The 22,199-nt window shown below is 67.1% G+C and carries 19 protein-coding genes; 3 read left to right on the top strand and 16 right to left on the bottom strand.

The window, feature by feature from the left end; all coding sequences use genetic code 11:
- Positions 1-12: 12 nt before the first annotated feature.
- Positions 13-240 (bottom strand): hypothetical protein, encoded by a 228-nt coding sequence (locus HCU64_RS15080; RefSeq protein ID WP_233384876.1) that lies wholly within the window; start codon positions 238-240, stop codon positions 13-15.
- A gap of 143 nt (positions 241-383) precedes the next feature.
- On the opposite strand from HCU64_RS15080, the gene queA reads away from it, so the two are divergent.
- Together queA and tgt are read left to right on the top strand one after the other, a co-directional pair.
- Positions 384-1,475 carry a tRNA preQ1(34) S-adenosylmethionine ribosyltransferase-isomerase QueA gene (gene queA, locus HCU64_RS15075; RefSeq protein WP_233384875.1) on the top strand — a complete coding sequence of 364 codons (1,092 nt, stop codon included), beginning with the start codon at positions 384-386 and terminating at the stop codon, positions 1,473-1,475.
- Entirely contained in the window at positions 1,472-2,605 is a 1,134-nt protein-coding gene (gene tgt, locus HCU64_RS15070) for a tRNA guanosine(34) transglycosylase Tgt (RefSeq protein ID WP_233384873.1), read from the top strand. The genes queA and tgt overlap by 4 nt, the downstream gene beginning before the upstream one ends.
- A gap of 25 nt (positions 2,606-2,630) precedes the next feature.
- Here tgt and HCU64_RS15065 read toward each other — a convergent pair whose 3' ends face one another.
- The 9 genes from HCU64_RS15065 to fliI all read right to left on the bottom strand — a co-directional run bounded on the left by HCU64_RS15065 (position 2,631) and on the right by fliI (position 11,295).
- On the bottom strand, positions 2,631-2,867 hold the full coding sequence (locus HCU64_RS15065; RefSeq protein WP_233384872.1) for a hypothetical protein: 237 nt from the start codon (positions 2,865-2,867) through the stop codon (positions 2,631-2,633).
- Between the two features lie 94 nt (positions 2,868-2,961).
- Positions 2,962-4,014: a hypothetical protein gene (locus tag HCU64_RS15060; RefSeq protein WP_233384871.1), complete on the bottom strand. Its 1,053-nt coding sequence runs from the start codon at positions 4,012-4,014 to the stop codon at positions 2,962-2,964.
- Between the two features lie 6 nt (positions 4,015-4,020).
- Complete coding sequence (locus tag HCU64_RS15055) at positions 4,021-5,352, bottom strand: NAD(P)/FAD-dependent oxidoreductase (RefSeq protein ID WP_233384870.1); 1,332 nt, start codon at positions 5,350-5,352, stop codon at positions 4,021-4,023.
- Positions 5,353-5,485: 133 nt separating this feature from the next.
- Positions 5,486-6,133 carry a maleylacetoacetate isomerase gene (gene maiA / locus HCU64_RS15050; RefSeq protein WP_233384869.1) on the bottom strand — a complete coding sequence of 216 codons (648 nt, stop codon included), beginning with the start codon at positions 6,131-6,133 and terminating at the stop codon, positions 5,486-5,488.
- A gap of 10 nt (positions 6,134-6,143) precedes the next feature.
- Entirely contained in the window at positions 6,144-7,262 is a 1,119-nt protein-coding gene (locus HCU64_RS15045; RefSeq protein WP_233384868.1) for an ATP-dependent DNA helicase, read from the bottom strand.
- Positions 7,259-8,185 (bottom strand): oxygen-dependent coproporphyrinogen oxidase, encoded by a 927-nt coding sequence (gene hemF / locus HCU64_RS15040; protein WP_442785970.1) that lies wholly within the window; start codon positions 8,183-8,185, stop codon positions 7,259-7,261. The genes HCU64_RS15045 and hemF overlap by 4 nt, the downstream gene beginning before the upstream one ends.
- Positions 8,186-8,232: 47 nt before the next feature.
- Positions 8,233-9,306 carry a UPF0104 family protein gene (locus HCU64_RS15035; protein ID WP_233384867.1) on the bottom strand — a complete coding sequence of 358 codons (1,074 nt, stop codon included), beginning with the start codon at positions 9,304-9,306 and terminating at the stop codon, positions 8,233-8,235.
- 151 nt (positions 9,307-9,457) lie between these two features.
- Complete coding sequence (gene fliJ / locus HCU64_RS15030; RefSeq protein WP_233384866.1) at positions 9,458-9,865, bottom strand: flagellar export protein FliJ; 408 nt, start codon at positions 9,863-9,865, stop codon at positions 9,458-9,460.
- A 59-nt stretch (positions 9,866-9,924) separates the two neighbouring features.
- Complete coding sequence (gene fliI / locus HCU64_RS15025) at positions 9,925-11,295, bottom strand: flagellar protein export ATPase FliI (protein WP_233384864.1); 1,371 nt, start codon at positions 11,293-11,295, stop codon at positions 9,925-9,927.
- 374 nt (positions 11,296-11,669) lie between these two features.
- On the opposite strand from fliI, the gene ctrA reads away from it, so the two are divergent.
- Positions 11,670-12,371 carry a response regulator transcription factor CtrA gene (ctrA, locus tag HCU64_RS15020; protein ID WP_147046195.1) on the top strand — a complete coding sequence of 234 codons (702 nt, stop codon included), beginning with the start codon at positions 11,670-11,672 and terminating at the stop codon, positions 12,369-12,371.
- Between the two features lie 66 nt (positions 12,372-12,437).
- Here the strand turns inward: ctrA and HCU64_RS15015 are convergent, their stop codons facing one another.
- The 6 genes from HCU64_RS15015 to HCU64_RS14990 form a co-directional block, all read right to left on the bottom strand.
- Positions 12,438-15,824: an error-prone DNA polymerase gene (locus tag HCU64_RS15015; RefSeq protein WP_233384863.1), complete on the bottom strand. Its 3,387-nt coding sequence runs from the start codon at positions 15,822-15,824 to the stop codon at positions 12,438-12,440.
- On the bottom strand, positions 15,821-17,260 hold the full coding sequence (locus HCU64_RS15010) for a Y-family DNA polymerase (RefSeq protein ID WP_233384862.1): 1,440 nt from the start codon (positions 17,258-17,260) through the stop codon (positions 15,821-15,823). The genes HCU64_RS15015 and HCU64_RS15010 overlap by 4 nt, the downstream gene beginning before the upstream one ends.
- Positions 17,261-17,267: 7 nt before the next feature.
- Positions 17,268-18,062, bottom strand: a complete 795-nt coding sequence (locus tag HCU64_RS15005) for a hypothetical protein (RefSeq protein WP_233384861.1) — start codon at positions 18,060-18,062, stop codon at positions 17,268-17,270.
- A 122-nt stretch (positions 18,063-18,184) separates the two neighbouring features.
- Positions 18,185-18,931 carry a class I SAM-dependent methyltransferase gene (locus HCU64_RS15000; RefSeq protein WP_233384860.1) on the bottom strand — a complete coding sequence of 249 codons (747 nt, stop codon included), beginning with the start codon at positions 18,929-18,931 and terminating at the stop codon, positions 18,185-18,187.
- Positions 18,932-19,201: 270 nt separating this feature from the next.
- The gene (locus tag HCU64_RS14995) at positions 19,202-20,407 is read right to left on the bottom strand and encodes a DUF2252 family protein (protein ID WP_233384859.1); all 1,206 of its coding nucleotides are present in this window, start codon (positions 20,405-20,407) and stop codon (positions 19,202-19,204) included.
- 141 nt (positions 20,408-20,548) lie between these two features.
- Entirely contained in the window at positions 20,549-21,841 is a 1,293-nt protein-coding gene (locus HCU64_RS14990; protein ID WP_233384858.1) for a dicarboxylate/amino acid:cation symporter, read from the bottom strand.
- Positions 21,842-22,199 lie beyond the last annotated feature (358 nt).

The raw sequence follows: 22,199 nt of genomic DNA, 5'->3' as shown, positions 1-22,199 counted from the left end.
GATCGCCTCCGATCAAACCTGATCGGGGTCCGAATCCGGCCCGCGTCCCCTCGCAGCCTCCCGCACGCGGCCCGCCTTGGCGAGCGAGCGCGCCCTGTCCGCCTTGCGGGCGTAGCCGCGGGAGGCCCATTTGAACATCGCCCGGCTGGCGAGATCGTCGAGCCGGGCGGCTTCGCGCTCCCAGTATTTCACGAGTTGCCCGTCGAGGGTGATACGCTTCGGGTCGGTTTCGTCCGTCATCTGGTGATCCTCGACCACGCCCGGCGCCTGATCAACCGGAAGTCGCCGCCGTACACGGCCTCTTGAACACGCAGGCCGCGCGCGATGCAGCCTCCCACTCCCGCGAATTGATTCGTCACGGCGTTCCGTGCAGTTGGCGCATCATGCGCGTGGACCTGTTCGATTTCGACCTGCCGGAGGCCTCGATTGCCCTGCGCCCGGCAAGCCCTCGTGATGCCGGGCGGCTGCTCGTGGTGCGTCCTGCCGAACCCTTCGCGGACCGCGCGGTGCGCGATCTCGCCGGGCAGCTCCGGGCGGGCGATGCGCTGGTCTTCAACGATACCCGCGTGATCCCGGCCCGCCTGACCGGGGTGCGCCGGCGCCCCGGCGCGTCGGGCCAGCGTATCGAGGCGATGCTCCACATGCGCGAGGCACCGGACCGCTGGCGCGCCTTCGCCCGTCCGGCCAAGCGCATCGCCCCCGGGGACCGCCTGAGCTTCGGCAGCGACGAGGGCGCGAGCGCGACCTGCGAGCTCGGCCGGCTCGATGCGACCCTGGAGAGCAAGGGGGAGGGCGGCGAGGTCACCCTGCGCTTCGACCTGTCCGGCCCCGCACTCGACGAGGCCATCGCCGCGCAGGGCGCCTTGCCGCTGCCGCCTTACATCGCCGGCAAGCGCCCGACCGACGCGCGCGATGCCACCGACTACCAGACGGTCTATGCCCGCGAGCCCGGCGCCGTCGCAGCCCCAACGGCCGGCCTGCATTTTTCGGAAGCGATGCTGGCGGAGCTCGATGCGGCCGGTATCGCCCGCCACGCGGTCACACTGCATGTCGGCGCGGGCACCTTCCTGCCGGTCAAGGCCGACGACACGGCCGCTCACCGAATGCATGCCGAGATCGGCACGCTGAGCGCGGACACCGCCGAGGCGCTGAACCGTACGCGGGCGTCGGGCGGCCGCCTCGTCGCCGTCGGCACCACAGCCTTGCGCCTCCTCGAGAGCGCGGCGGACGAGGCTGGCCGGCTGCATGCCTTTGCGGGCGCGACAGACATCTTCATCACCCCGGGCTATCGCTTCCGCGCGGTCGACGCCCTGATGACGAATTTCCATCTGCCGCGCTCGACGCTGTTCATGCTGGTCTCGGCCTTCTCGGGGCTCGAGACGATGCGCGCGGCCTATGCCCATGCCATTGCGAGCGGCTACCGCTTCTACTCGTACGGCGATTCTAGTCTGCTGTTTCCTGACCCGAGCCGATGACCGACACCTTCAGCTTCCGCGTCGACGCCACCGACGGCGCAGCGCGCACCGGCGCGATCACCATGCCGCGCGGCACCATTCGGACGCCGGCTTTCATGCCCGTCGGCACGGCCGCCACCGTGAAGGCGATGTACCCGGAGCAGGTCCGAGAGCTCGGTGCCGACGTCGTCCTGGGCAACACCTATCACCTGATGCTGCGCCCCGGCGCGGAGCGGATGGCGCGGCTCGGCGGCCTGCATCGCTTCATGCGCTGGGACGGGCCGATCCTCACCGATTCCGGCGGCTTCCAGGTGATGTCGCTCTCGGCACTCCGAAAACTCGACGAGCAGGGCGTGACCTTCCGCTCGCATATCGACGGCACCGCCCATCACATGAGCCCGGAGCGCTCCATCGAGATCCAAGGGCTTCTCGGCTCCGACATCCAGATGCAGCTCGACGAATGCGTGCGCCTGCCCGCGGAGCGCGCCGAGATTGAGAAGGCCATGCGGCTCTCGTTGCGCTGGGCAGAGCGTTGCCGCGTCGCCTTCGGCGAGCAGCCGGGCAAGGCAATGTTCGGCATCGTGCAGGGGGGCGACATTCCCGAGCTACGGATCGAGAGTGCAAGGGCGCTGACCGATCTCGACCTCAAGGGTTACGCCATCGGCGGCCTCGCCGTCGGCGAGCCGCAGGCGGTGATGCTCGCGATGATCGAGACGGTGGAGCCGCACCTGCCGATCGCCAAGCCGCGCTACCTGATGGGCGTCGGCACGCCCGACGACCTGATGCAGTCGGTCTCGCGAGGCATCGACATGTTCGACTGCGTGATGCCGACCCGGGCCGGACGCCACGGTCTCGCCTATACCCGGTACGGCAGGATCAATCTGCGCAACGCGCGGCATTCCGAGGACACGGCACCGCTCGACGAGGCCTCCTCTTGCCCAGCGGCACGGGACTATTCACGCGCCTATCTCCACCACCTCGTCCGCTCGGACGAGATTTTGGGGATGATGCTCCTGACGTGGAACAACCTCGCCTACTACCAGCAGCTGATGGCTGGGATGCGGGCCGCCATCGCGGCGGGCCGCCTCGCCGATTTCATCGGCGAGACCAAGCAGGAATGGGCACAGGCAGAGGCCGCGCGCGCAGCCTGAGGCTCACGTCCCGTCGGCGATGGCGTCAGCCTCGCTTCTGCGCCTTGGTGTAGCTGGCGATGGCCGCGCGGCAATTCGGGGTGAGCTTGGTCTTGTTCTGCTTGAAGCAGGCCTTCACCTCCGGGCTGTCCGCCGCGAAATCGCTGCAGAAGCTCAGATAGTCGCCCGTGCAGTACTGACGCAGTGCCTCGCGGCTGGCTTCGGGCGCAGCGACGGCAGCGCTCGCAGTGAAGAGCAGGGCAGCGGTTGTACGGACCAGCATGAATACGTCTCTCGAACACCCCGGTCTGGCCGGGCGGCCGGCGTAAACCAAGCGATCTGGACGAGAGTGCGACGAAGACGTGGCCGTGACTCGGTCAGTGCGCCGTCAAGACTTTGTAGAAGCCGGCCGGGTCGTCCCCACCGCCGGCCTGTGCCGCCTTCAGCGCGTCGACGATCCGGCGTGCGACCGGCAGGCGGTAGTGGAGGGCATCCCAGTAATTGGCGTCGTCCGTGGTCACCGGCGAGGCGATCCGGAAATCGACGACGGTGGCGCCGCGCTGGGCACCAATGCGCGCGACGCGCTCCTTGCACAGGCGCTCGCGCTCGGCGCGGGGTGTGCCGTCCCGGGGTTGGAAAGCGACGTGGGCAGGCATGAAGGCGACGATCTTCAGCGCCGCCGGGGGCGCGTCGGCGAGCATCTTGTCGAGCCAGGCAAGCGCCGGCATCGGTCCCTTGGGGTCGGAGATGTCGAGCCCCGCCGGCATGAGATGATCCAGTGGGTTCTCGTCGTTGTGGATATGCGCGGATGCCCGCCTCGCGTCGTAGCTCTGCTCGGGCGGAGTGAACACGGTGAAGCCGTTGGCCGCCATCTTCGGCTTTGCAAGACCGAACCGGTTCAGCAGCACGCCTTGCGCCATCGTCAGGGTCCGCCAGCTCACCTGCTGGAAGTACGTCTTGTAGGATACCGCCTCGTAGAGCCATGCCGGAAACGGCAAGCCGTACCGGTACTGGTCCGTGTCGGGCTCGCACCAGTTCGAGTCGAGGCCGAAAATCAACGCCTTCGCCTCGACGTGACGCAGGAACAATCGAGCCAGTTCGGCTTCCTCATGCGGCGCTCCACGGTTGATCGCCAGATTGGCGAAGTGGGCACCGAAGGCCGCGTCGAGATCTCTGGGATCGAGCAGCCGCGACGTCGAGGTGCCGAACACCGCGGCGTCGTACAGACCGGAGCGCACGATCTGCGGGTAGAAGAAGCGCTGGCTCTTATCCATGATCGGACCGGGCGCACGGCCGGGTCCGACCCGCAGCCCGTAGGGGTCGAGCCACGCGATGAAGCCGACCGCGGCCAGGCCGAGCAGGACTACTGTCGCGACGAAACCCGTCGCGAAGCGGCGCCAGGCCGCTTCCCCGCTCTCAAACCTAATCATGGCGTCTCAGTGTAGCTTGACCCGCGCGGTGCCGCGGCTGGTGAGGGCCCGTGCCAGAGCGTCGAGGCCGGTCTTGACCATACCGTTCACCGCCATCTCGTGCATCTTGTAGAGCGATCGGTACATCACCCGGGCGAAGAGCCCGGCGATGAACATGTTCTTTCCCTGGATGAAGCCCATCAGGTTGCCGACGGTCGTGTAGTGGCCGAGCGAGACCAGTGAGCCGAAGTCGCGATACTTGAAGGGTGTCAGCGGCTTACCGTCGAGGCGGGCCAGGATCTGCTTGTAGAGGTGCGAAGCCTCCTGATGCGCGGCTTGCGCGCGCGGCGGAATCGGAGTGTCCGAGCCCTGTTCGACGAGATAGGCGCAATCGCCCATGGCGAAGATATCCGCGTCGCGCGTCGTCTGAAGCATCGGTGTCACGACGAGCTGGTTCGAGCGCGTTGTTTCGAGACCGCCGACGCCCTGCAGGAAGGGCGGTGCCTTCACGCCGGCCGCCCAGACCACCAGCTCGGAGGGGATGAAGCCACCATCGGCGAGTTGCACACCATCCGCCTTCACCTCGGTGACGCGCGCCTTGATGCGGACCTCGACTCCGATTCCAGAGAGCAGCGACATGACCTCGCCCGAAAGACGCTCGGGCACCGCCGGCAGGATCCGGTCGGCCGCCTCGACCAGCGTGATCTTGAGATCCTTCGAGGGGTCGATCTTGTCGAGGCCGGTCTTTGCGACCTCACGTGTGGTACGGTGTAGCTCGGCCGCGAGTTCGGTACCGGTGGCACCAGCCCCAATCACCGTCACGTGCAATTGCCCCGGCAACACCGGGCCGACCTGCGTGTGAGCGCGCAGCATGCCGTTGATCAAGCGCTGGTGGAAGCGCACCGCCTGGTCCGGTGTGTCGAGGGCGATGGCGTGCTCCTTCACGCCCGGCGTGCCGAAATCGTTGGTGGTCGAGCCGACCGCCATGACCAGCGTGTCGTAGGGGACCTCGCGCACCGGGGTGACCTCGCGGCCTTCGGCATCGTGGCTGGCGGCAAGGTGAATGACCTTCCGCTCGCGGTCGAGGCCAGTCATCTCGCCGATACGATAGCGGAAATGGTGCGCGTGGGCGTGGTGCAGGTAGTCGACGGCATGATGACCCACATCGAGGCTGCCGGCGGCGACCTCGTGCAGCAGTGGCTTCCAGATATGGGTCCGCGCACGGTCGACGAGCGTGACGTGCACCGTGCCCCTCTTGCCGAGACGGTCGCCGAGCTTGGTCACCAACTCGAGGCCGGCCGCCCCGCCGCCTACCACCACGATCTTGTGGCGGTCGGTCACCGTTTCCCCTGGAACCATCCCTTACCCCGCATCGCAAACCAGAGAGCCTGCCACCGTCATACCTCATGACGGGGCGAAGCCGCTTTGGAATATCTTTATCCGACGGTTGCAGAAACTTTCCGCGTCAACGGGAAGTGATCCCCACCCACGGCTAGGCTGACGGCGCGCCGGGCTGCTTCAGCGGATGCGCGCGGGCGACGCCGTCGAGGGCGAGGCAAGCCTCCGCAACCCGCTTCACCGTCGGATAGGGCGCGGTGTCGACGCCAAAGATGCCAGTGCCGACCCAGAGGCTGGCGATGCACAGATCCGCGTGGCTCACCGAGTCGCCTTGCGCGAAGCGGCCAGTGCCGGGCTCGGTGGAGAGGCGCGCTTCCAGAGTCTTGAGACCACCCTCGAAGGCGAAGCGCAGGAATTCGAGCATGCGCTCGCGCGGCAGGTCATAGGCTTCCATCAGGCGGTTGCGCACCCGCGGCGTGTAGAGTGGATGGGTGTCGCAGGCGACGACCTGGGCCAGCGAGCGAGCACGTGCGCGCTCGCGCGGATCGGCCGGCAGCAGCGGCGTCTGCGGATGGGTCTCCTCGATGTAGTCGAGGATGGCGAGCGACTGCATCAGCGGCGGCCCGTCATCGACGAAGACGGCCGGCACCGCGCCCTGCGGGTTGATCTTGCGGAATTCCGGCTTGTGCTGATCACCGGCATCGAGGTCGAGGAAGATCTCCTCGTAGGGGATGCCCTTGAGGTTGAGCGCCGCCCGCACCCGGAAGGCGGCGGCCGAGCGCCAGTTGCCGTACATCTTCATGGGCTTCTCCTCACACCACTACCGTGATCGCCCGCGCCGCCCGCGTCAGCCCAGTGTAGAGCCAGCGCGCCCTGTGCTCGCGGAACGCATAGGATTCGTCGAACAGCACCACCCTGTCCCACTGCGAGCCCTGCGCCTTGTGGACGGTGAGGGCGTAGCCGTAGGTGAACTCGTCGGTCTCGCGGCGCATGGAGAAGGGGATCTCCTCTTCGCTGCCCTCGATGACCTGGCGCAGCACCTTGATGTCGACCGCGCGGCGGCGAAGTGCCGGATCATCCTCCGGCACCACGTCGAGGCGGATTGTATCGGGGCGGGGAGGGGGGCGCAGCGCCTGCACTGTCCAGGTCGAGCCGTTGAGCAGGCCCTTGGTGCGGTCGTTCCTCAAGCAGACCAGCTTCTCGCCGACGGAAGGCATTGGGTCGGTATGGCCGGCGAGTTCGCGCAGGCGGTTGTTGTAGAGCCGGCGCGTCTTGTTCATGCCGACCAGCACCTGATCGCAATCGAGCACCTCGGCCGGGTCGAGGGTTCGGCGGGAGACGACGCGGCTGTCGCCGAACTCGCCCAGACTGAGCCGGCCGCCCTCGCGCACGGTCATCGCCATGCGCACGATGGGGTCGTCGGCCGCCTGGCGATGGACCTCGGTGAGCATCACGTCGGGCTCGGCCTCCGTGAAGAAGCCGCCGCCGCGCACCGGCGGCAATTGGGCGGGGTCGCCGAGCACCAGGACCGGCTTGCCGAAGGCGAGAAGGTCGTTGCCGAGGTCGGAATCGACCATCGAGCATTCGTCGATGACGATGAGATCGGCCTTGGAGGCCGGCCCGGCCCGGTTCAGCGTAAAGGTCGGGCCGCCCTCGTCGCCTTCCTTGGTGCGGTAGATCAGGCTGTGGATCGTCGCGGCGTCGTGGCAGCCCTTCTGGCGCATCACCGAGGCGGCCTTACCGGTGAAAGCGCCGAACAGGACGAGGCCGTCGGCATCGTCGGCGATGCGGCGGGCAAGCGTGGTCTTGCCGGTGCCGGCATAACCGAACAGGCGGAAGACCTGTTCGCCGCCGCCCTTCATCCACTTGGAAATGGCCTTGAGCGCCGCCTCCTGCTGCGGGGCGTAGGCGCTCGGAAGATCGGCCGTCACGGCCAGCGCACGGTCGGCGGCAGCGAGGATAGGATCGAGGCGACGTTGCCGCCGGTCTTCAGCCCGAAGATGGTCCCGCGATCGTAGAGCAGGTTGAATTCGACGTAGCGCCCACGCCGGACCTGCTGCTCCAGACGGTCCGCCTCGGTCCAGTCTTTCGACAGGTTGGCGAAGGCGATCTCCGGATAGGCCTTGAGGAAGGCCTGGCCCACGTCCCGCGTGAAGGCGAGATCGGCCTTCGGATCGCCGGTCCAGTGATAATCGTAGAAAATTCCACCGATCCCGCGAGGCTCCTTGCGGTGCGGGAGGAAAAAGTACTCCTCACACCACGCCTTGTACTTCTCGTAGTTCGCCGCCGGGGCGTGGGCGTCACAGGCTTCCTTGAGGGAGGCGTGGAACAGCTTGGTGTCAGGGTCTTCCTGATTGCGGCGGCGGTCGAGCACCGGGGTCAGATCGGCCCCTCCGCCGAACCAGGCTTTCGTTGTGACCACGAACCGGGTGTTCATGTGAACGGTCGGCACGTTCGGGTTCCATGGATGCGCGATCAGCGAGATGCCGGTGGCAAAGAAGCGCGGGTCCTCCGACGCGCCCGGCATCTGCGCCCGGAATTCAGGCGCGAACTCGCCGTGGACGGTGGAGATGTGAACGCCGGCCTTCTCGAAGACCCGGCCCTTCAGCATGGACATCACGCCGCCGCCGCCGGGCGCACCGCTATGATCGGTGCGCTGCCACGGCGTCTTTTCGAATTTTCCGGCCTCAGACGGTGCATCGGGATGGAACGGGCCCGCGACCTGATCCTCCAGCGTCTCGAGAGCCGTCACGATCCGGTCGCGGAGCGTGGCGAACCAGGCGGCCGCATCGCTTTTGAGGGCGGCGAGGTCGCTCTCGCTCGGCAGCGGCAAGGTCATCTCGGGCTTCTGCATGATGCCTGCGATGTCCCATCCCGCGCAGGAAGCGTCAATTCACGAGATCAGACCGGGGTCTTTTCCAGCCGGCGCTCGATCTCCTCGGGCTCCAGGCCCGGAGCGACGAGGGGCGGCTCCGGAACGTCTGCGGAGCCTTTTCGAGAGGACAGGGCTCCGGCGAGGCGCGAGCGCTCGAACAGCAGCACCACCACGATCGCGACGGCGAAGGGCAGCAGCAGGTAGAACAGGCGGAAGATTAGCACGGCGGCGACCACGGCGGCCTTCTGCGCGGCGGCGCTCGGGTCTTCCGGATTGATCTGCATGGCGGCGAGGAAGACCAGCTCGAACACGCCGAGGCCGCCCGGCGCGTGCGAGGCGAGCGCCACCGAGAAGGACGCCAGGAAGATCGCCAGGACCGGGATGAAGCCGGGATTCAGGCTGTCGGGCAGGGCGAAGTAGATGATGCCGGCCGCGCCCAGAAGCTCCATCGGAGCGGCGACGAGTTGCCGGAGCATGATGCCGGGGCGCGGATACTCGACCTTGAACGAGCGGATCGTCAGCGGCTTGAAATGGAGAATCGAGCCGAGGACGTAGAGCCCGACGGCCCCAAGCATTGCGAAGCCGGCGATGCGGGCGGTGGTTGGATTGGTGAGCAGGCTCGGCAGCATCGTGTCGAGGCGCGCGAGCAGGTAGGGATCGTAGACCAGACAAAAGCCGCCGAGCAGCAGCGTGCCGAGCCCGAAAGTGAAGGAGCAGAGCGCGACGAGAACCGCAACCTGCGCGGTGGAGAGCCCCTTCGAGGTGTAGGCCCGGTAGCGCACCAGCGCGCCTGAGAAGACCGAGGCGCCGATATTGTGCGAGAGCGCGTAGGTCGTGAAGGAACAGAGCGAGACGAACAGCCAGCCGATATGGCGCACGCCGAGATGGATCAGCGCGATCCGGTCGTACCAAGCAAGGGCCGCATAGGCGACGAGGGTCGAAACGGCGGCAAGAAGGAAGTGGTGCAGCGGAATCGCCGCGAAGGCCGCCTGGAGCTGGACCCAGGACAGCGTCTTGAGCTGTCCGTAGAGCAGGTAACAGGAAACGACGACAGCCCCGAGGCCGATGATCGGCCAGAGGAATTCACTGATCTTCTTCATACGATCCGGCCGCGCCCTCGGAGACCGGCTCCTGATGCGCCACCGTGCCGGGGTTCGCAAGCGGGACCGATCAGGTCTCTCGATGCGCGCACCCTTGGGCCAAGATCATGACATTGTCGTGCCGCCGGCGGCATTGCGCCGGGAAACCGGCTCAGGCGCGGGCGCGGCCGAGCCCGATCGCATCCATCTCGGCCTGCTCGCGGGCGCCTGCAGCAGCGCGCTCGGCCGAACGCTCGCGATCCTCGAGGATCTCGACCTTCTTCAACTCTTCGAAGGCCTCGCCGAGCTCGGCCTTGGCTTCGGCGAGCTGGCCTTCCAGCGCGAGGGCCGACTGGCGCATGTTGTCGCGTCGGGTCGCGGCGGCGCGAGCATAGGTCGGGTAGGCGAAATGCCCCGGATCGGTAATGCCGGCGCGGGCCTCCTCATGGGCGACCTCGCGATCGAGCTCGACGACCATGCGGTTGAAGTCCGCCATCATCATCTCGATCTGGGCGACGCGGCGACGCTTCTCATCGACCTGAAACCGGCGCAGCCGGATCAGCGTGTCACGCGACTTCATCTGAGGCCATCCCTCTCAACGCAACGCAGGCAACGGGCCCTTCTCGGGCGCCCGGCGTTTCAGCCGGCGCCGACGATCGCGGCCAATCTCGCGTAACCCTCGCTGATGGAGGTTGCTTCTTCCTTACTTTGCCCCAGAAAAGCCTCAAGATCTGGCATCAGCGCCACGGCTTCATCGACCTCCGCCGAAGAACCGGCCCGATAAGCACCGAGCCGGATCAGTTCTTCCATGTCGGCATAGGTCGACAGAACCTTCCGCGCGCGCTTCACCGTAGGCAGCCAGGCAGGCTCGCAGGCCCGCGGCATGGTGCGGGAGACCGAGCGCAGAACGTTGATCGCCGGGTAGCGCCCGGATTCGGCGATGCGGCGCTCCATGACGATGTGGCCGTCGAGGATGCCGCGCACCGCATCCGCCACCGGCTCGTTGTGGTCGTCGCCCTCCACCAGCACGGTGAAGAGGCCGGAGATCGAGCCATCGCCAGTCCCGGGTCCCGCGCGTTCGAGCAGGCGCGGCAACTCCGAAAACACCGTCGGCGTGTAGCCTTTCGCTGTCGGCGGCTCGCCGCTTGCGAGGCCGATGTCGCGCTGAGCCATGGCGAAGCGCGTGATCGAGTCGATCATGCACAGCACCTGCGCGCCCTGATCGCGAAAGTACTCGGAGACGGTCAAGGCGAGGTAGGCTGCGTTGCGGCGCATGAGCACCGGCTCGTCGGAGGTCGCCACCACCACCACCGAGCGTGCGAGGCCCGCCGCGCCGAGATCCTCCTGCAGAAATTCCTGGACCTCGCGACCGCGCTCGCCGACGAGCCCGATCACCGCAACGTCAGCCGCGGTGTAACGGGCGAGCATCGAGAGCAGCACCGACTTGCCGACGCCAGAGCCCGCGAAGATGCCCATGCGCTGGCCCGAGCACATGGTCAGGAAGGTGTTGATGCAGCGAACGCCGAGATCGAGCGGTGCCCCGACACGGCGGCGGGCATGGGCCGGAGGCGGATCGGCCCTCAGCGGATAGATTGCCGGCCCCTGAGGGAGGTCGCCGAGCCCGTCGATCGGTCTGCCGAGCGCGTCGATCGTGCGACCGAGCCAGGCCTGCGTCGGGCGAACCGCGCCGGCAGCATCCTGGCGGACAAAGGCAGGACAACCCTTGCGCACGCCGTCGAGGGAGCCGAAGGGCATGGCGAGCGCCCGGTCGCCCTGGAACCCAATGACCTCGCAGGGCACGAGGCCCACACCGGCCGCTCCGACGGCAATGTCGATTCGGCCGCCGAGCCGCATCGCTGCAATCGGCCCCGCGACCTCGACGAGCAGCCCGCGAATCGCCGTGACGCGTCCGTAGACCTCGAGCGTTTCAACGCCCGAAAGCGCCTCAATTGCCGCCGCGAGATTCGGTCCGGATCGCGAAGCAGCCGTTCCGCGGCGATCTTCGCTCATGCGCTCAACCTCAACGGTTCATTTACCTCCCTCCTTAACACTGTGCGGATCGCTTCGTTAACGGGGGCGTCGTCGATGTGTCCGGAAGGACACATGGCGACGAGTGCGTTATCGTAGAATGGGTTAGCGGGAAGCTTGACAGGTTCTTTGGCCCCGAATCAGCGTCGAACGTGAACAGATCGACAACGACTCGCGAAAAATTGGGCCAACCTTCGAAAAGAGCGCTCTTGCAACCGGGATTCGGGTTTTGTTAACGGTTAAAAGTTAGCGTTTCGAAAGATAAACGAAGCAGCGCCCGCCGAGGCCGTCGGCGAGCGAATGGCGGGGGTGCGCCCGTCCGCCTTCTAGACGGCCGGCCGGGCTGGGGACCGACGATGCGCGTACTTCTGATCGAGGACGATGGCGCCACGGCGCAGAGCATCGAGTTGATGCTCAAGTCCGAGAACTTCAACACCTACACCACCGATCTCGGTGAAGAGGGCGTCGATCTCGGCAAGCTCTACGACTACGACATCATCCTGCTCGACCTGAACCTTCCCGACATGTCGGGCTACGAGGTCCTGCGCAGCCTCCGCGTCGCCAAGGTGAAGACGCCGATCCTGATCCTCTCCGGCATGGCCGGCATCGAGGACAAGGTGAAGGGCCTCGGCTTCGGCGCCGACGACTACCTCACCAAGCCCTTCCACAAGGACGAGCTGGTCGCCCGCATTCATGCGATCGTGCGCCGCTCCAAGGGCCACGCCCAATCGGTCATCACCACGGGCGATCTCATCGTCAATCTCGACCAGAAGACGGTCGAAGTCTCCGGCAGCCGCGTGCACCTCACCGGCAAGGAGTACCAGATGCTGGAGCTGCTTTCGCTCCGGAAGGGCACCACCCTCACCAAGGAGATGTTCCTCAATCATCTCTATGGCGGCATGGACGAGCCCGAGCTCAAGATTATCGACGTGTTCATCTGCAAGCTGCGCAAGAAGCTCGCCAACGCCTCGCAGGGCAAGAACTACATCGAGACCGTCTGGGGCCGCGGCTACGTTCTGCGCGAGCCGATGGAAGGCGAGGATCGCATCGCTGTCTGAGCGAGCAGCTCACTTCCTGGAAAGAAGGGCCCCGGTTTCCGGGGCTTTTTCTTTTTCGGAGCCTCGTCAGTGAAAGTCCCGCGACTTCGGCAGGATGCGCACGTTGCGCGGATGCCCTTGCGGCCCGCGCGGCTGCTGCGGGTGAGTGAACTCGTCGGCGCGGGTCAGTTCGATCGGTACGTCGCGATCCCGCGAGAGCCGCCCCAGCTCGGCGCTGCGGTCGAAGGCGCGATCTGTCATCAGGTGGACCACGCCCTCGGGGCTCTTCTGAACGCGCCCCTCGATCAGCAACAGCCGCGCGCCCATCACCTCACGGCGGTAGCGCTCGAAGGTGGTCGCCCACATCACGACGTTGGTGACGCCGGTCTCGTCCTCGAGGGTGATGAAGATGGCATTGCCCGCGCCGGGGCGCTGGCGCACCAGAACCACCCCCGCCGTCCGGCAGAAGGCGGAGTCCGCCTTGGCAGAGGTCTCGGCACAGGTGGAGATGCCCTCGGCTGCGAAAAGGGGCCGTAGAATCTGCATCGGGTGGCCCTTCAGAGACAGCCGGGTGGTCTGGTAGTCGGCCGCGACCTGCGCGCCAAAGGACATTTTGGGCAGCGCCACCTCCGGTTCGGTACCGAGCTCGCGCGCATCGGCTGCCACGAAGAGTGGAAGCGGATCGTCGCCCGGCAGGCGACGTACGGCCCAGAGGGCGGCGCGCCGATCGAGGCCGACGGAGCGGAAAGCATCGGCATCGGCGAGCAGGCGCAAGGCCCGCGCCGGCAGGCGGCTACGCAAGGCAAGGCTTTCGACATCGACGAAGCCATCGCCGCGAACAGCCACGAGGCGGATCGCATCCGCCTCTGCGAAGCCGCCGACCTGCCGGAAGCCGATCCTCAGGGCGAGTTCGCCCTTCGCATCGCGCTCCAACGTGTTGTCGTGACGGCTGTGATTCACGTCGATCGCGCGAATCTCGACGCCGTGCTCACGGGCATCGCGCACGATCTGCGCCGGCGCGTAGAAACCCATCGGCTGCGAGTTCAGCAGCGCGCAGGCGAACACCGCCGGATGGTGGCATTTGATCCAGGAGGAGACGTAGACGAGCTTGGCGAAGGAGGCCGCGTGGCTCTCGGGGAAGCCGTAGGAGCCGAACCCCTTGATCTGCTCGAAGCAGCGTTGCGCGAAGTCCCGCTCGTAGCCCCGCGCCACCATGCGCTCGACCATGATCTTCTCGAACGTGCCGATCGTGCCGACGTTGCGGAACGTGGCCATGGCTCGGCGGAGCTGGTTGGCCTCAACGTCCGTGAACTTGGCCGCGACCATGGCGAGGCGCATCGCCTGCTCCTGGAACAGCGGCACGCCCTTGGTCCTGTTGAGCACGTGATAGAGTTCGTCGTGATCCCCGTGCTCCGACGCAGGAGAGGGATACTCCACCGGATCGATCCCGGCCCGACGGCGCAGATACGGGTGGACCATGTCGCCCTGGATCGGGCCGGGCCGGACGATCGCGACCTGGATGACGAGGTCGTAGAACTCTTTCGGCTTCATCCGCGGCAGCATGTTCATCTGCGCGCGGCTCTCGACCTGGAACACGCCGAGTGAGTCCCCGCGCTGCAGCATGGCGTAGACCTCCTCGTCCCCCTGCTTGACGGTGGTGAGATCGAAATCCCCTTTGCCGTTATCGCGCAGCAGGTCGAAAGCCTTGCGGATGCAGGTCAGCATGCCGAGCGCCAGCACGTCGACCTTCATCAGCTTGAGTTCGTCGATGTCATCCTTGTCCCACTCGATGAAGGTGCGATCCGGCATGGCCGCATTGCCGATCGGAACGATCTCGTCGAGCCGGTCGCGGCTCAGCACGAAGCCGCCGACATGCTGCGACAAGTGCCGCGGAAAACCGAGCAGCCGCCGGGCGAGGGCGATGGCGCGGGCGATCGACGGGTTGGCCGGATCGAGCCCCGTCTGGCGGATATGCACGTCGCTGATGTCGCTGCCCCAGCTTCCCCACTGGGTCGAGGCGAGGCGGGTGGTGACGTCCTCGGTGAGGCCGAGCACCTTGCCGACCTCGCGCATGGCACTGCGCGGACGGTAGCTGATCACGGTAGCGGCGATCCCGGCCCGGTGCCGGCCGTAGCGCTCGTAGATGTGCTGGATGATCTCCTCGCGCCGCTCATGCTCGAAATCGACGTCGATATCGGGCGGCTCGCGGCGCTCTTCCGAAAGAAACCGCGCAAACAGGATTTCGTGCTCGTCGGGGTCGACCGCCGTGATGCCGAGCGCGTAGCAAACCGCGGAATTCGCAGCCGACCCGCGCCCCTGGCAGAGGATGCCCTTATCCTCGGCGACCCGCACGATGTCGAGAATCGTCAGGAAGTAACGAGCGTAGTCGAGCGTCTCGATGAGAGCGAGCTCTTCGCGCAGCAGCCCCGCGACCTTGTCCGAGATGCCGTTGGGATACCGGATCGCGGCGCGCCGCCAGGTCTGCTTCTCAAGCCACGCTTGCGCCTTGTAGCCTGGCGGCACCGGCTCGTCGGGATAGTTGTATTTCAGCTCCGAGAGCGAAAAACCGATCCAGTCCAAGAGCGTTCCGGTCTCCGTCACGGCCTCTGGAGCTGTCCGGAACAAGCGCGCCATCTCGCTCGGCGACTTGAGATGCCGCTCGGCATTGGCTTCGAGCCGCCGCCCCGCATTCTCGATGGTCACGCCCTCGCGGATGCAGCTGAGTACGTCCTGCAGGTCGCGGGCACCGGGCGTGTCGTAGAGCGCATCGTTGATCGCCAGGATCGGGATGCGCGCCTGCCCGGCAATCCGCTGCAGACGGGTGAGCCGCCGCAGATCGTCGCCGCGCCGATGCATCGCCACGCCGAGCCAGGCGGTGCCCGGCGCCGCTTGCGTGATGCGCGCGAGGATGTCGCCGAGCCCATCGAGCCGGCGCGGCGGGATCACGATGAGGAGAAGGCCAGCCGGATCGGCCAGGAGGTCGTCGAGATGGAGGATGCACTCGCCCTTGTCGGCGCGGCGGTTGCCGAGGGTGAGAAGGCGACAGAGGCGGCCCCATCCCGCCCTGTCCACAGGATAGGCAATCACGTCCGGCGCGCCGTCGGTGAAGGCGAGGCGCGAGCCGACGACCAGCTTGAACGCTGCAGCGCGCCGCCTGAGTTCCGCCTGCGCGAAGGGGATCGCGGGGGCGAGCGGGTGCTCGATGAAGACGAACTCACCCGGCCCGGAACCGTCGCGCAGCTTTTCGGGCAGCGGCAGGCCCTCGGACCGCAACTCCTTCAGGGCGCGGTAGGCCCGCACGACGCCGGCCACGGTGTTGCGGTCGGCAATGCCGATCCCGCTCTGGCCGAGGAGGAGGGCGGTCAGCACCATGTCCTGCGGTGTCGAGGCACCGCGCAGGAACGAAAAATTCGTCGCCGCCGCGAGTTCCGCATAGGCCAGCGGATCGGGCGGCTCGTTATCCTGCGCGCTCATGCGAACAGGCCGTGCAGATACCAGCGCGGTACGTCGGTCTCGCTGCCATAGAGGCCGGCGCGAAACAGCCAGAAGCGACGACCCTCCTCGTCCTCGACGCGAAAGTAATCCCGCGTCGGCGCCTCGCGCCAGCGCCACCATTCGGCAGAGATGCGCTCCGGCCCCTCCGCCCACACGACACGGTGCAATACGTGCCGCCAGCGGAAGTGGATCGGCGGCCCGTCGGGCACCTCGGCCAGCGTTTCGATGGGCTGGGCTGGCTCGAAAAGCTGAAGGGGCCGAAGGGGCGGATCGCCCGGTTCGGCCAGAGGCCATGCGACGGGTGGGGGAGAGGGAGCCGAGGCCGGCAAGACTCGTGCGGCACGCACCGGATCATGCGTATCGACGGGCGTGAAGCGCAGTACCCGCGCCGGCCCGAAGCGCGCGACCAGCCGGTCGACGAGATCGGAGACCTCGGCATCGCCCAGGATCTCGCCGTCGAGGCAGACCTGGACCGGCGCCAGCGGCTCGGCGACCGGCACCGCGAGGCGGATCAGGTCGAAGCCGTAACCGGGGTCGAGGGGATCGGCGAGGGTGTCTAGCCGCTCGTGGAAGAGACGCAGGATCGCGGCGGCATCCCGCGAAGGCCGGCCGGTCTCGACGGCAATCCGCCTCATCTCCCCATCGGCACGGAAAAAACTCGACTCGAAAGCCCGGCCGCCGTGCCCGGCCTTGTCCAGGATGCTGGCGGCCTGCTCGATCAGGTGCCGCAGGGTACTCTCGATCACGTGCTGCTGGGTGACGGGTTCGGTGAAACGCTCCTCCACGCAGCAGGCGGGGGGAGGGCGCAGCGGGGTGATCCGCGCATCCTCCCGACCGAGCAGACGCCGCAATGCACGAGGCAGGCCCTCGCCGAAGCGGGCCGCCAGCGGCTGGCTCGGCAGGTCGGCGAGATCGGCGATGCGCTTGAGGCCGGCGAGAGAGAGCGCCGCGCGGTCCGCCTCCGGCAGCCTCAGAGCCGCCACGGGCAGGGGGCGGACGGCCTCCTCTTCCCGGCCCGGCGCGACGACCCTGGCCTCGCCGAAGCGGGCAAGCGCGCGGGCAGCCTCAGGCGTGCCGGCGAGCGCGCCGCGAGTCGAGACGCCTCCGCGCCGGAACGCAGCGACGACCCGCTCCCGCAACGCGGCCTCGCCGCCGAAGAGATGCGTGCAACCGGTCACGTCGAGGAGCAGCCCGTCGGGCGAGGCGAGGGCGACGAGGGGCGTCCAGCGCTCACAAGCCTCCGCCATGCGGCCGAGCAGGGCCGCATCTTCGGCAGGCTCGTGCTCCACGGCCATGAGCCCCGGAATGCGGGCGCGGGCATCGGCCAGCGTCATGCCCGTGGTGAGTCCGAGTGCCAGTGCCTCCCGGCTCACGGCAGAGAGCCGCAGGGCGCTCTTGATGGATTGCGTGAGCACCAGGGGTTCAACCGGCCCGCCGCCAGAACGCACCGTTCTCCGCCGCCACCGGTCGATGGGCAGGAACGGAAACCACAGGGCGAGGTAGCGACGTTGGGGCGAAGGCGGCGCTGTCACGGTCCCACTCCAGCCTCCAGTTACGCCGACCGAGCCCGGCGCGATGACGCAGCAACGAGATCGCGAAGGCCGGGCGCCCCGGCGCATTCGCCTCCAGCGGCACGGACGCCGCCGCCGCGACGCTCCAGCGGCTGGCCGCCGCGCTCGGGGCGGGCTCGGCCTGGAGCCGGATCATCACCAGGGTCACGCCCGAGGCGGCGGCAGCCAGAGCCAGTCGGCGGCTCGCCTTGAGGTCCAGAACCCGCGGCTCGCCCCAGATCTCGACGAGGGCGGCACCGATTGCGGCACAGCGCGCCGCCTCGGCCGTCGCCCGCAGTGCTGCGGTGGGATCGCGTACGCGCACGAGGATCAGGGCCGCCGGATCGAGGCCGAAGGCGGCGAGTCCCGCGCCGTGAAGTTGGCCGGTCTCGACCCCGACGAGGTCCTGCCGTGCCCAGACCAGCGGACGCCGCCCGGCCGCCCGCGCCGCCACGCCGAGCCCGAACCCCGCGGCGGCCGCGCCGTCCGCGACGCGCTCGGCATAGAGTTCGTGCAGGGCGCCGCGCGCCAGGCCACCGCCGAGCCAGTCATCGAGATCCGGCATGCCGAGGGGAAAACGACCGGCCGCAGCCACCGCCTCGCCGGGTTCGAGGGCGGAGACGGCACGACGTAGGGCAGACAGCGTGGTGGGGTGAGCCGCGGGCATCAATGTTCCTGATTTGTTCTTATAACGGCTCCGTTGCCCGCGTGGAGTCAAGGCAGTCTGTGGATGAGTGTGGATAGCCCGAGTGCCCGTATGCGGGTGCGCGAACGAGCTTCCGCAGCCGATCAGGCGGCGCGCTTGCGCAGCAGCAGATGGTAGTCGCCGTCGCGCACGTTCGCGCGATGTGCGAGCGCGAGATTCATGAGATCGGTGATGCCGTCGACGACCTTTCCGAGAACCGGACGCCGGGTCCGCATCTCGGGAAAGCGCGGGCTCTCGTAGACGCGTTCATAAACCGTCTCGAAGCCATGCCCGGCCATATAGGCCTCGAGGCGCTGCGGCAAAACAAGCGGATGGTAGTGCACCCGGAACGGTCCGACGCCCGGCGTCCCGGCCCGCTTCTCTCCCAGAATGGTCCGATAGAACCAGACGTGGAACCAGTGCGGCGAGTACTTGGTCACGAGCCCCGAGAGCGAGAACGGATGCGGCGCCCCGATCAGGAGCAGGCCGCCGGGCCGCACGGCCTCGGCGAACCGGTCGAGTGCGCCGGGAACGTCGGGCAGGTGCTCGATGACGTTGTAGCAGGTCACGAGATCGATGCTCTCGGGCGGCAGGCGATGGGCCTGGATGTCGCCGCAGATCTTGGTCTCGGCGTAGCGGTTGTTGGTGATCTGCGTCGAATCGATATCAACGACCGTGATGTGGGCGCGCCGCAGCAAATCCGGTGTCAGGAACGAAGCCGCGCCGCCGCCAGCCTCGTAGATCGTAATATCCCCTGCAGGAAGCAGCGCCTGCAGCTTCGCGTGAACCTGCGCGAGGCTCGCCCCTGCCTCACCCGGCGGGCACACGATGTCAGGGCTCGCATCGCTCATCGCAATCGCGGCTCGATCGGTTGTCGCGCTGGCGAGTGTCACGGCCAATGGCTCCGAAGCAAGGTTTGAACGAGACACTGCGCCCGTATTCTCGACGATTCTCTACCTTCGAACTCTTGATAGCAATCAATCCGCCAGAACATGACTCGTTAAGACTAACCCGCAACAAATCCATTTCTAGGCACAAGGCCCGGGACACGGAGCGGTGTACGATCGGCCAAGCAGCCCATGCTTACCCTTGAGCGCGGCGGCCGAAGGTACACGCGAGCGTCAGGTGGCATCGACAGTCGCATAGCGCCGACAATGGTCTAGGTAACCGACCTCGTGCCGGCCAGCGAGTTCAACCACGCTCGACCAGAGCCACGACGGCGCTCCCTCAGCCTCGATCGCGCATCGCGTGACCTCGCGGCGCCACCCCGAACGCGTCGCCTCGTCCATCTGTCGGCCATGCGCCTTGCCGACCACGTAGGCTAGGTAATGCGCCGCCCGCACCGCCTCCCCACTGCTGAACTGGTCGACGTCGAGCTTCAGGTCCTGCGGCGCCAACTCGCGCATCACCACGGGCTTGCCGAGAAGGCGCACCGCCAGCATGCGCTCCCCCAGATTCGGGGAGAGCGCGCGCGCTCCGGCAACCACGCGCTCGGCTGCATCCATCGGCATCTCGGCGCCGGGAGTCGCCGGCGCGGCGGCCTCCACCGCCTGCTTGAGATCGACGAGCGCGAGGCGGCGCTTCCCCTCGTGTTCGGCGATGCGGACGAGTGCGGCATAACGCAAGAAGCCGAGTGAACTGCAGCCCTTCATCCAATAGGCCGCATCGATCAGGCGAACTTTGGCCTCCTCGCCGCGCCCATTGAGCGCCAGGACGAGGCTGCGGACCTCGCGCTGACCGAACAAATCGTCGAGGGCCGCGCGCTCCTCGGAGTCGAGCATCCAGAATTTTCGACCGAGCGGAATCGACGGCTCGACGTCCTTCAAGCGCTCCCGGGCGAGGTGTTTCCAATGCCGACCGAGCGCTCGCCGGCGGACCGTGCGGACCACGTCCGGCTCGGGCGGCGCTTCATCGCTGTCGAGGCCCCCCAGGCCTCGCGCATAGCCCCGGACCATCTCGTCCAGCATCCGGGCCGTAACGACGCCGGGTAGGTCAGAGCCGCGGGCCGCGCTCGCCAAAGACAAGCCGAGGCGCACGAGGTCGTGGGTCGGATTACCGATCACCGTCTGGTCGAGGTCGCGGATCTGAACCTCGACCCGGCCATCGGCATCGGCGAGGGGACCGAGGTTGCCGAGATGGCAATCGCCACAGATCCAGACCGGCGGCCCCTCCGGCAAAGTCCCCCGCCGGAGCCCGTCCAACCACTCGTAAAATTTGAGGGTATTGCCGCGGACATAGGCGTGCGCGGACTTGGCCATCTTGAGGGTACGTTGCCGCTCCAGCACCGCCGCGCGGTTCTCCGGAGACAAACCCTCTTCGTCACGCATCAAACACTCTTCAACTGATTGCCGCCCGTCCCATGGCTCACCATCAACCCACGAGAACAAGCGGCCGATGCGCGGCACAACGCCTCTGATGTGGATGATCGGGGCGGCCCAAACGTGCGCCTCGGCGATTGAGCCGTGGGCCTATCCGAGGGCTCGCTCGAAGGCGCGCTCATCGAGCTCACCCTCCCATTTCGAGACCACCACCGTCGCCACCGCAGTGCCGATGAAGTTTGTCAGCGCCCGCGCCTCCGACATGAAGCGGTCGATACCGAAGATCAACGCAATGCTGGCGACCGGGATGTGACCGACGGTGCCGAGCGTCGCGGCCAGCACGATGAAGCCGCTGCCGGTGACCGCGGCCGCGCCCTTCGAAGTCAGCAGCAGCACGCCGATGATCCCGACCTGCTGGGCGAGCGATAAATCGGTATCCGTGGCCTGGGCCAGGAACAGCGCCGCCATCGTCAGGTAGATGCAGGTGCCGTCGAGGTTGAAGCTGTAGCCGGTCGGGATCACCAGGCCGACGATCGGCTCGGCGCAGCCGGCCTTCTGCATCTTGACCATGAAGCGCGGCAGCACGGGCTCGGAGGCCGAGAAGCCGAAGACCAGAAGGAGCTCCTCCTTCAGATAGCGGATCAGCTTCCAGACGCTGAAGCCCATCATCCGGCAGACGGCGCCGAGCACGCCGAAGATGAAGAGCAGGCAGGTCGCGTAGAAGCAGAGCATGAACTGCGACAGCGAGACCACCGCGCCGAGCCCGTACTTGCCGATGGTGAAGGCCATCGCTCCGAAGGCGCCGATCGGCGCGAAGCGCATGATCGTGCCGAGCAACTCGAAGAAGATCTTGGCGAGGTCGTCCACCATCTGGACCATGCGCCGGCCGGGCTCGCCGACCCGCTGTGCGGCGATGGCGAACAGGATCGCGAAGAACAGCACCTGAAGCATCTCGCCATTGGCGAAGGCACCGACCACGGTGTTCGGGATGATGTCGAGCAGGAAGCCCGTGACGGTCTCGTGCTGCGAGCGGCTGATGAAGCCCTGCACGGCCTTGGCGTCGAGGGTGGCGACGTCGACGTGCATGCCGGCGCCCGGCCGCACGAGGTTGATCACGACGAGGCCGACGAGCAGGGCGAGCGTCGTGCCTACCTCGAAATAGACCAGGGCCTTCCAGCCGATCCTGCCGGCGCGGCGCATGTCGCTCATGCTGGCGATGCCGTGGACCACCGTGCAGAACACGATCGGCGCGATGGTCATGCGGATCGCCTTGATCAGCGCGTCGCCGAGCGGCTTCAAGGACTCGCCGACCTCCGGAAAGATCGCGCCGAGTGCTCCGCCGAGGGCGATGGCGATCAGGACCTGGAGCCAAAGGCGCCGGTACCAAGCCTCGCGCTTGATCGGAACTTCGGCAAAGGCCGCGTTCGCCACTGCAGCGTCCATTGTGCGTTTCCTCTCGGCATCCCGCACGCGTTGCTCGCGTGACATTGTCGCCATTTCAGGCGGACTCAGCGTGGAATGAGTGGCGCCGAGGAGAGCCTAGGCCGCGCCCAAAGGCCTTTGCAAACCACGTTACCTCGCAGTCCGTGAGGTTTGCTCACACCAGAGATCGTCTCGGCTTTTGTTGCGGCGCACCACATAGATACCTCGGCCAAAGGATGCGGTCCGATCGCTGTGAAGGAACCTCACGCCGGGTCAGCTTAAATGGTTTGCGCTGATCGGGTTAGGCAGTGATCGTCCGGCATCCGTCCAAACCGGCTGCCCGTCAGGCCTGCGCCCGACCGTCAACACATCCGGAGGA

Source organism: Methylobacterium sp. C25 (assembly GCF_021352225.1).
In the GTDB taxonomy this organism is placed as follows: domain Bacteria; phylum Pseudomonadota; class Alphaproteobacteria; order Rhizobiales; family Beijerinckiaceae; genus Methylobacterium.
The sequence above is the reverse complement of the archived record's forward strand: the minus strand, read 5'-3'. Positions and strand labels throughout refer to the sequence as shown.

Bases quoted from the DNA above. Each gene is read 5' to 3' on its own strand.
- ctrA (WP_147046195.1), top strand. From the start codon at position 11,670: ATGCGCGTACTTCTGATCGAGGACGATGGCGCCACGGCGCAGAGCATC.
- tgt (WP_233384873.1), top strand. From the start codon at position 1,472: ATGACCGACACCTTCAGCTTCCGCGTCGACGCCACCGACGGCGCAGCG.
- HCU64_RS15060 (WP_233384871.1), bottom strand. From the start codon at position 4,014: ATGATTAGGTTTGAGAGCGGGGAAGCGGCCTGGCGCCGCTTCGCGACG.
- fliI (WP_233384864.1), bottom strand. From the start codon at position 11,295: ATGAGCGAAGATCGCCGCGGAACGGCTGCTTCGCGATCCGGACCGAAT.
- HCU64_RS15035 (WP_233384867.1), bottom strand. From the start codon at position 9,306: ATGAAGAAGATCAGTGAATTCCTCTGGCCGATCATCGGCCTCGGGGCT.
- maiA (WP_233384869.1), bottom strand. From the start codon at position 6,133: ATGAAGATGTACGGCAACTGGCGCTCGGCCGCCGCCTTCCGGGTGCGG.
- HCU64_RS15000 (WP_233384860.1), bottom strand. From the start codon at position 18,931: ATGAGCGATGCGAGCCCTGACATCGTGTGCCCGCCGGGTGAGGCAGGG.
- HCU64_RS15080 (WP_233384876.1), bottom strand. From the start codon at position 240: ATGACGGACGAAACCGACCCGAAGCGTATCACCCTCGACGGGCAACTC.
- HCU64_RS14995 (WP_233384859.1), bottom strand. From the start codon at position 20,407: ATGCGTGACGAAGAGGGTTTGTCTCCGGAGAACCGCGCGGCGGTGCTG.
- HCU64_RS15005 (WP_233384861.1), bottom strand. From the start codon at position 18,062: ATGCCCGCGGCTCACCCCACCACGCTGTCTGCCCTACGTCGTGCCGTC.
- queA (WP_233384875.1), top strand. From the start codon at position 384: ATGCGCGTGGACCTGTTCGATTTCGACCTGCCGGAGGCCTCGATTGCC.
- fliJ (WP_233384866.1), bottom strand. From the start codon at position 9,865: ATGAAGTCGCGTGACACGCTGATCCGGCTGCGCCGGTTTCAGGTCGAT.
- HCU64_RS15055 (WP_233384870.1), bottom strand. From the start codon at position 5,352: ATGGTTCCAGGGGAAACGGTGACCGACCGCCACAAGATCGTGGTGGTA.
- hemF (WP_442785970.1), bottom strand. From the start codon at position 8,185: ATGCAGAAGCCCGAGATGACCTTGCCGCTGCCGAGCGAGAGCGACCTC.
- HCU64_RS15015 (WP_233384863.1), bottom strand. From the start codon at position 15,824: ATGAGCGCGCAGGATAACGAGCCGCCCGATCCGCTGGCCTATGCGGAA.
- HCU64_RS14990 (WP_233384858.1), bottom strand. From the start codon at position 21,841: ATGGACGCTGCAGTGGCGAACGCGGCCTTTGCCGAAGTTCCGATCAAG.
- HCU64_RS15065 (WP_233384872.1), bottom strand. From the start codon at position 2,867: ATGCTGGTCCGTACAACCGCTGCCCTGCTCTTCACTGCGAGCGCTGCC.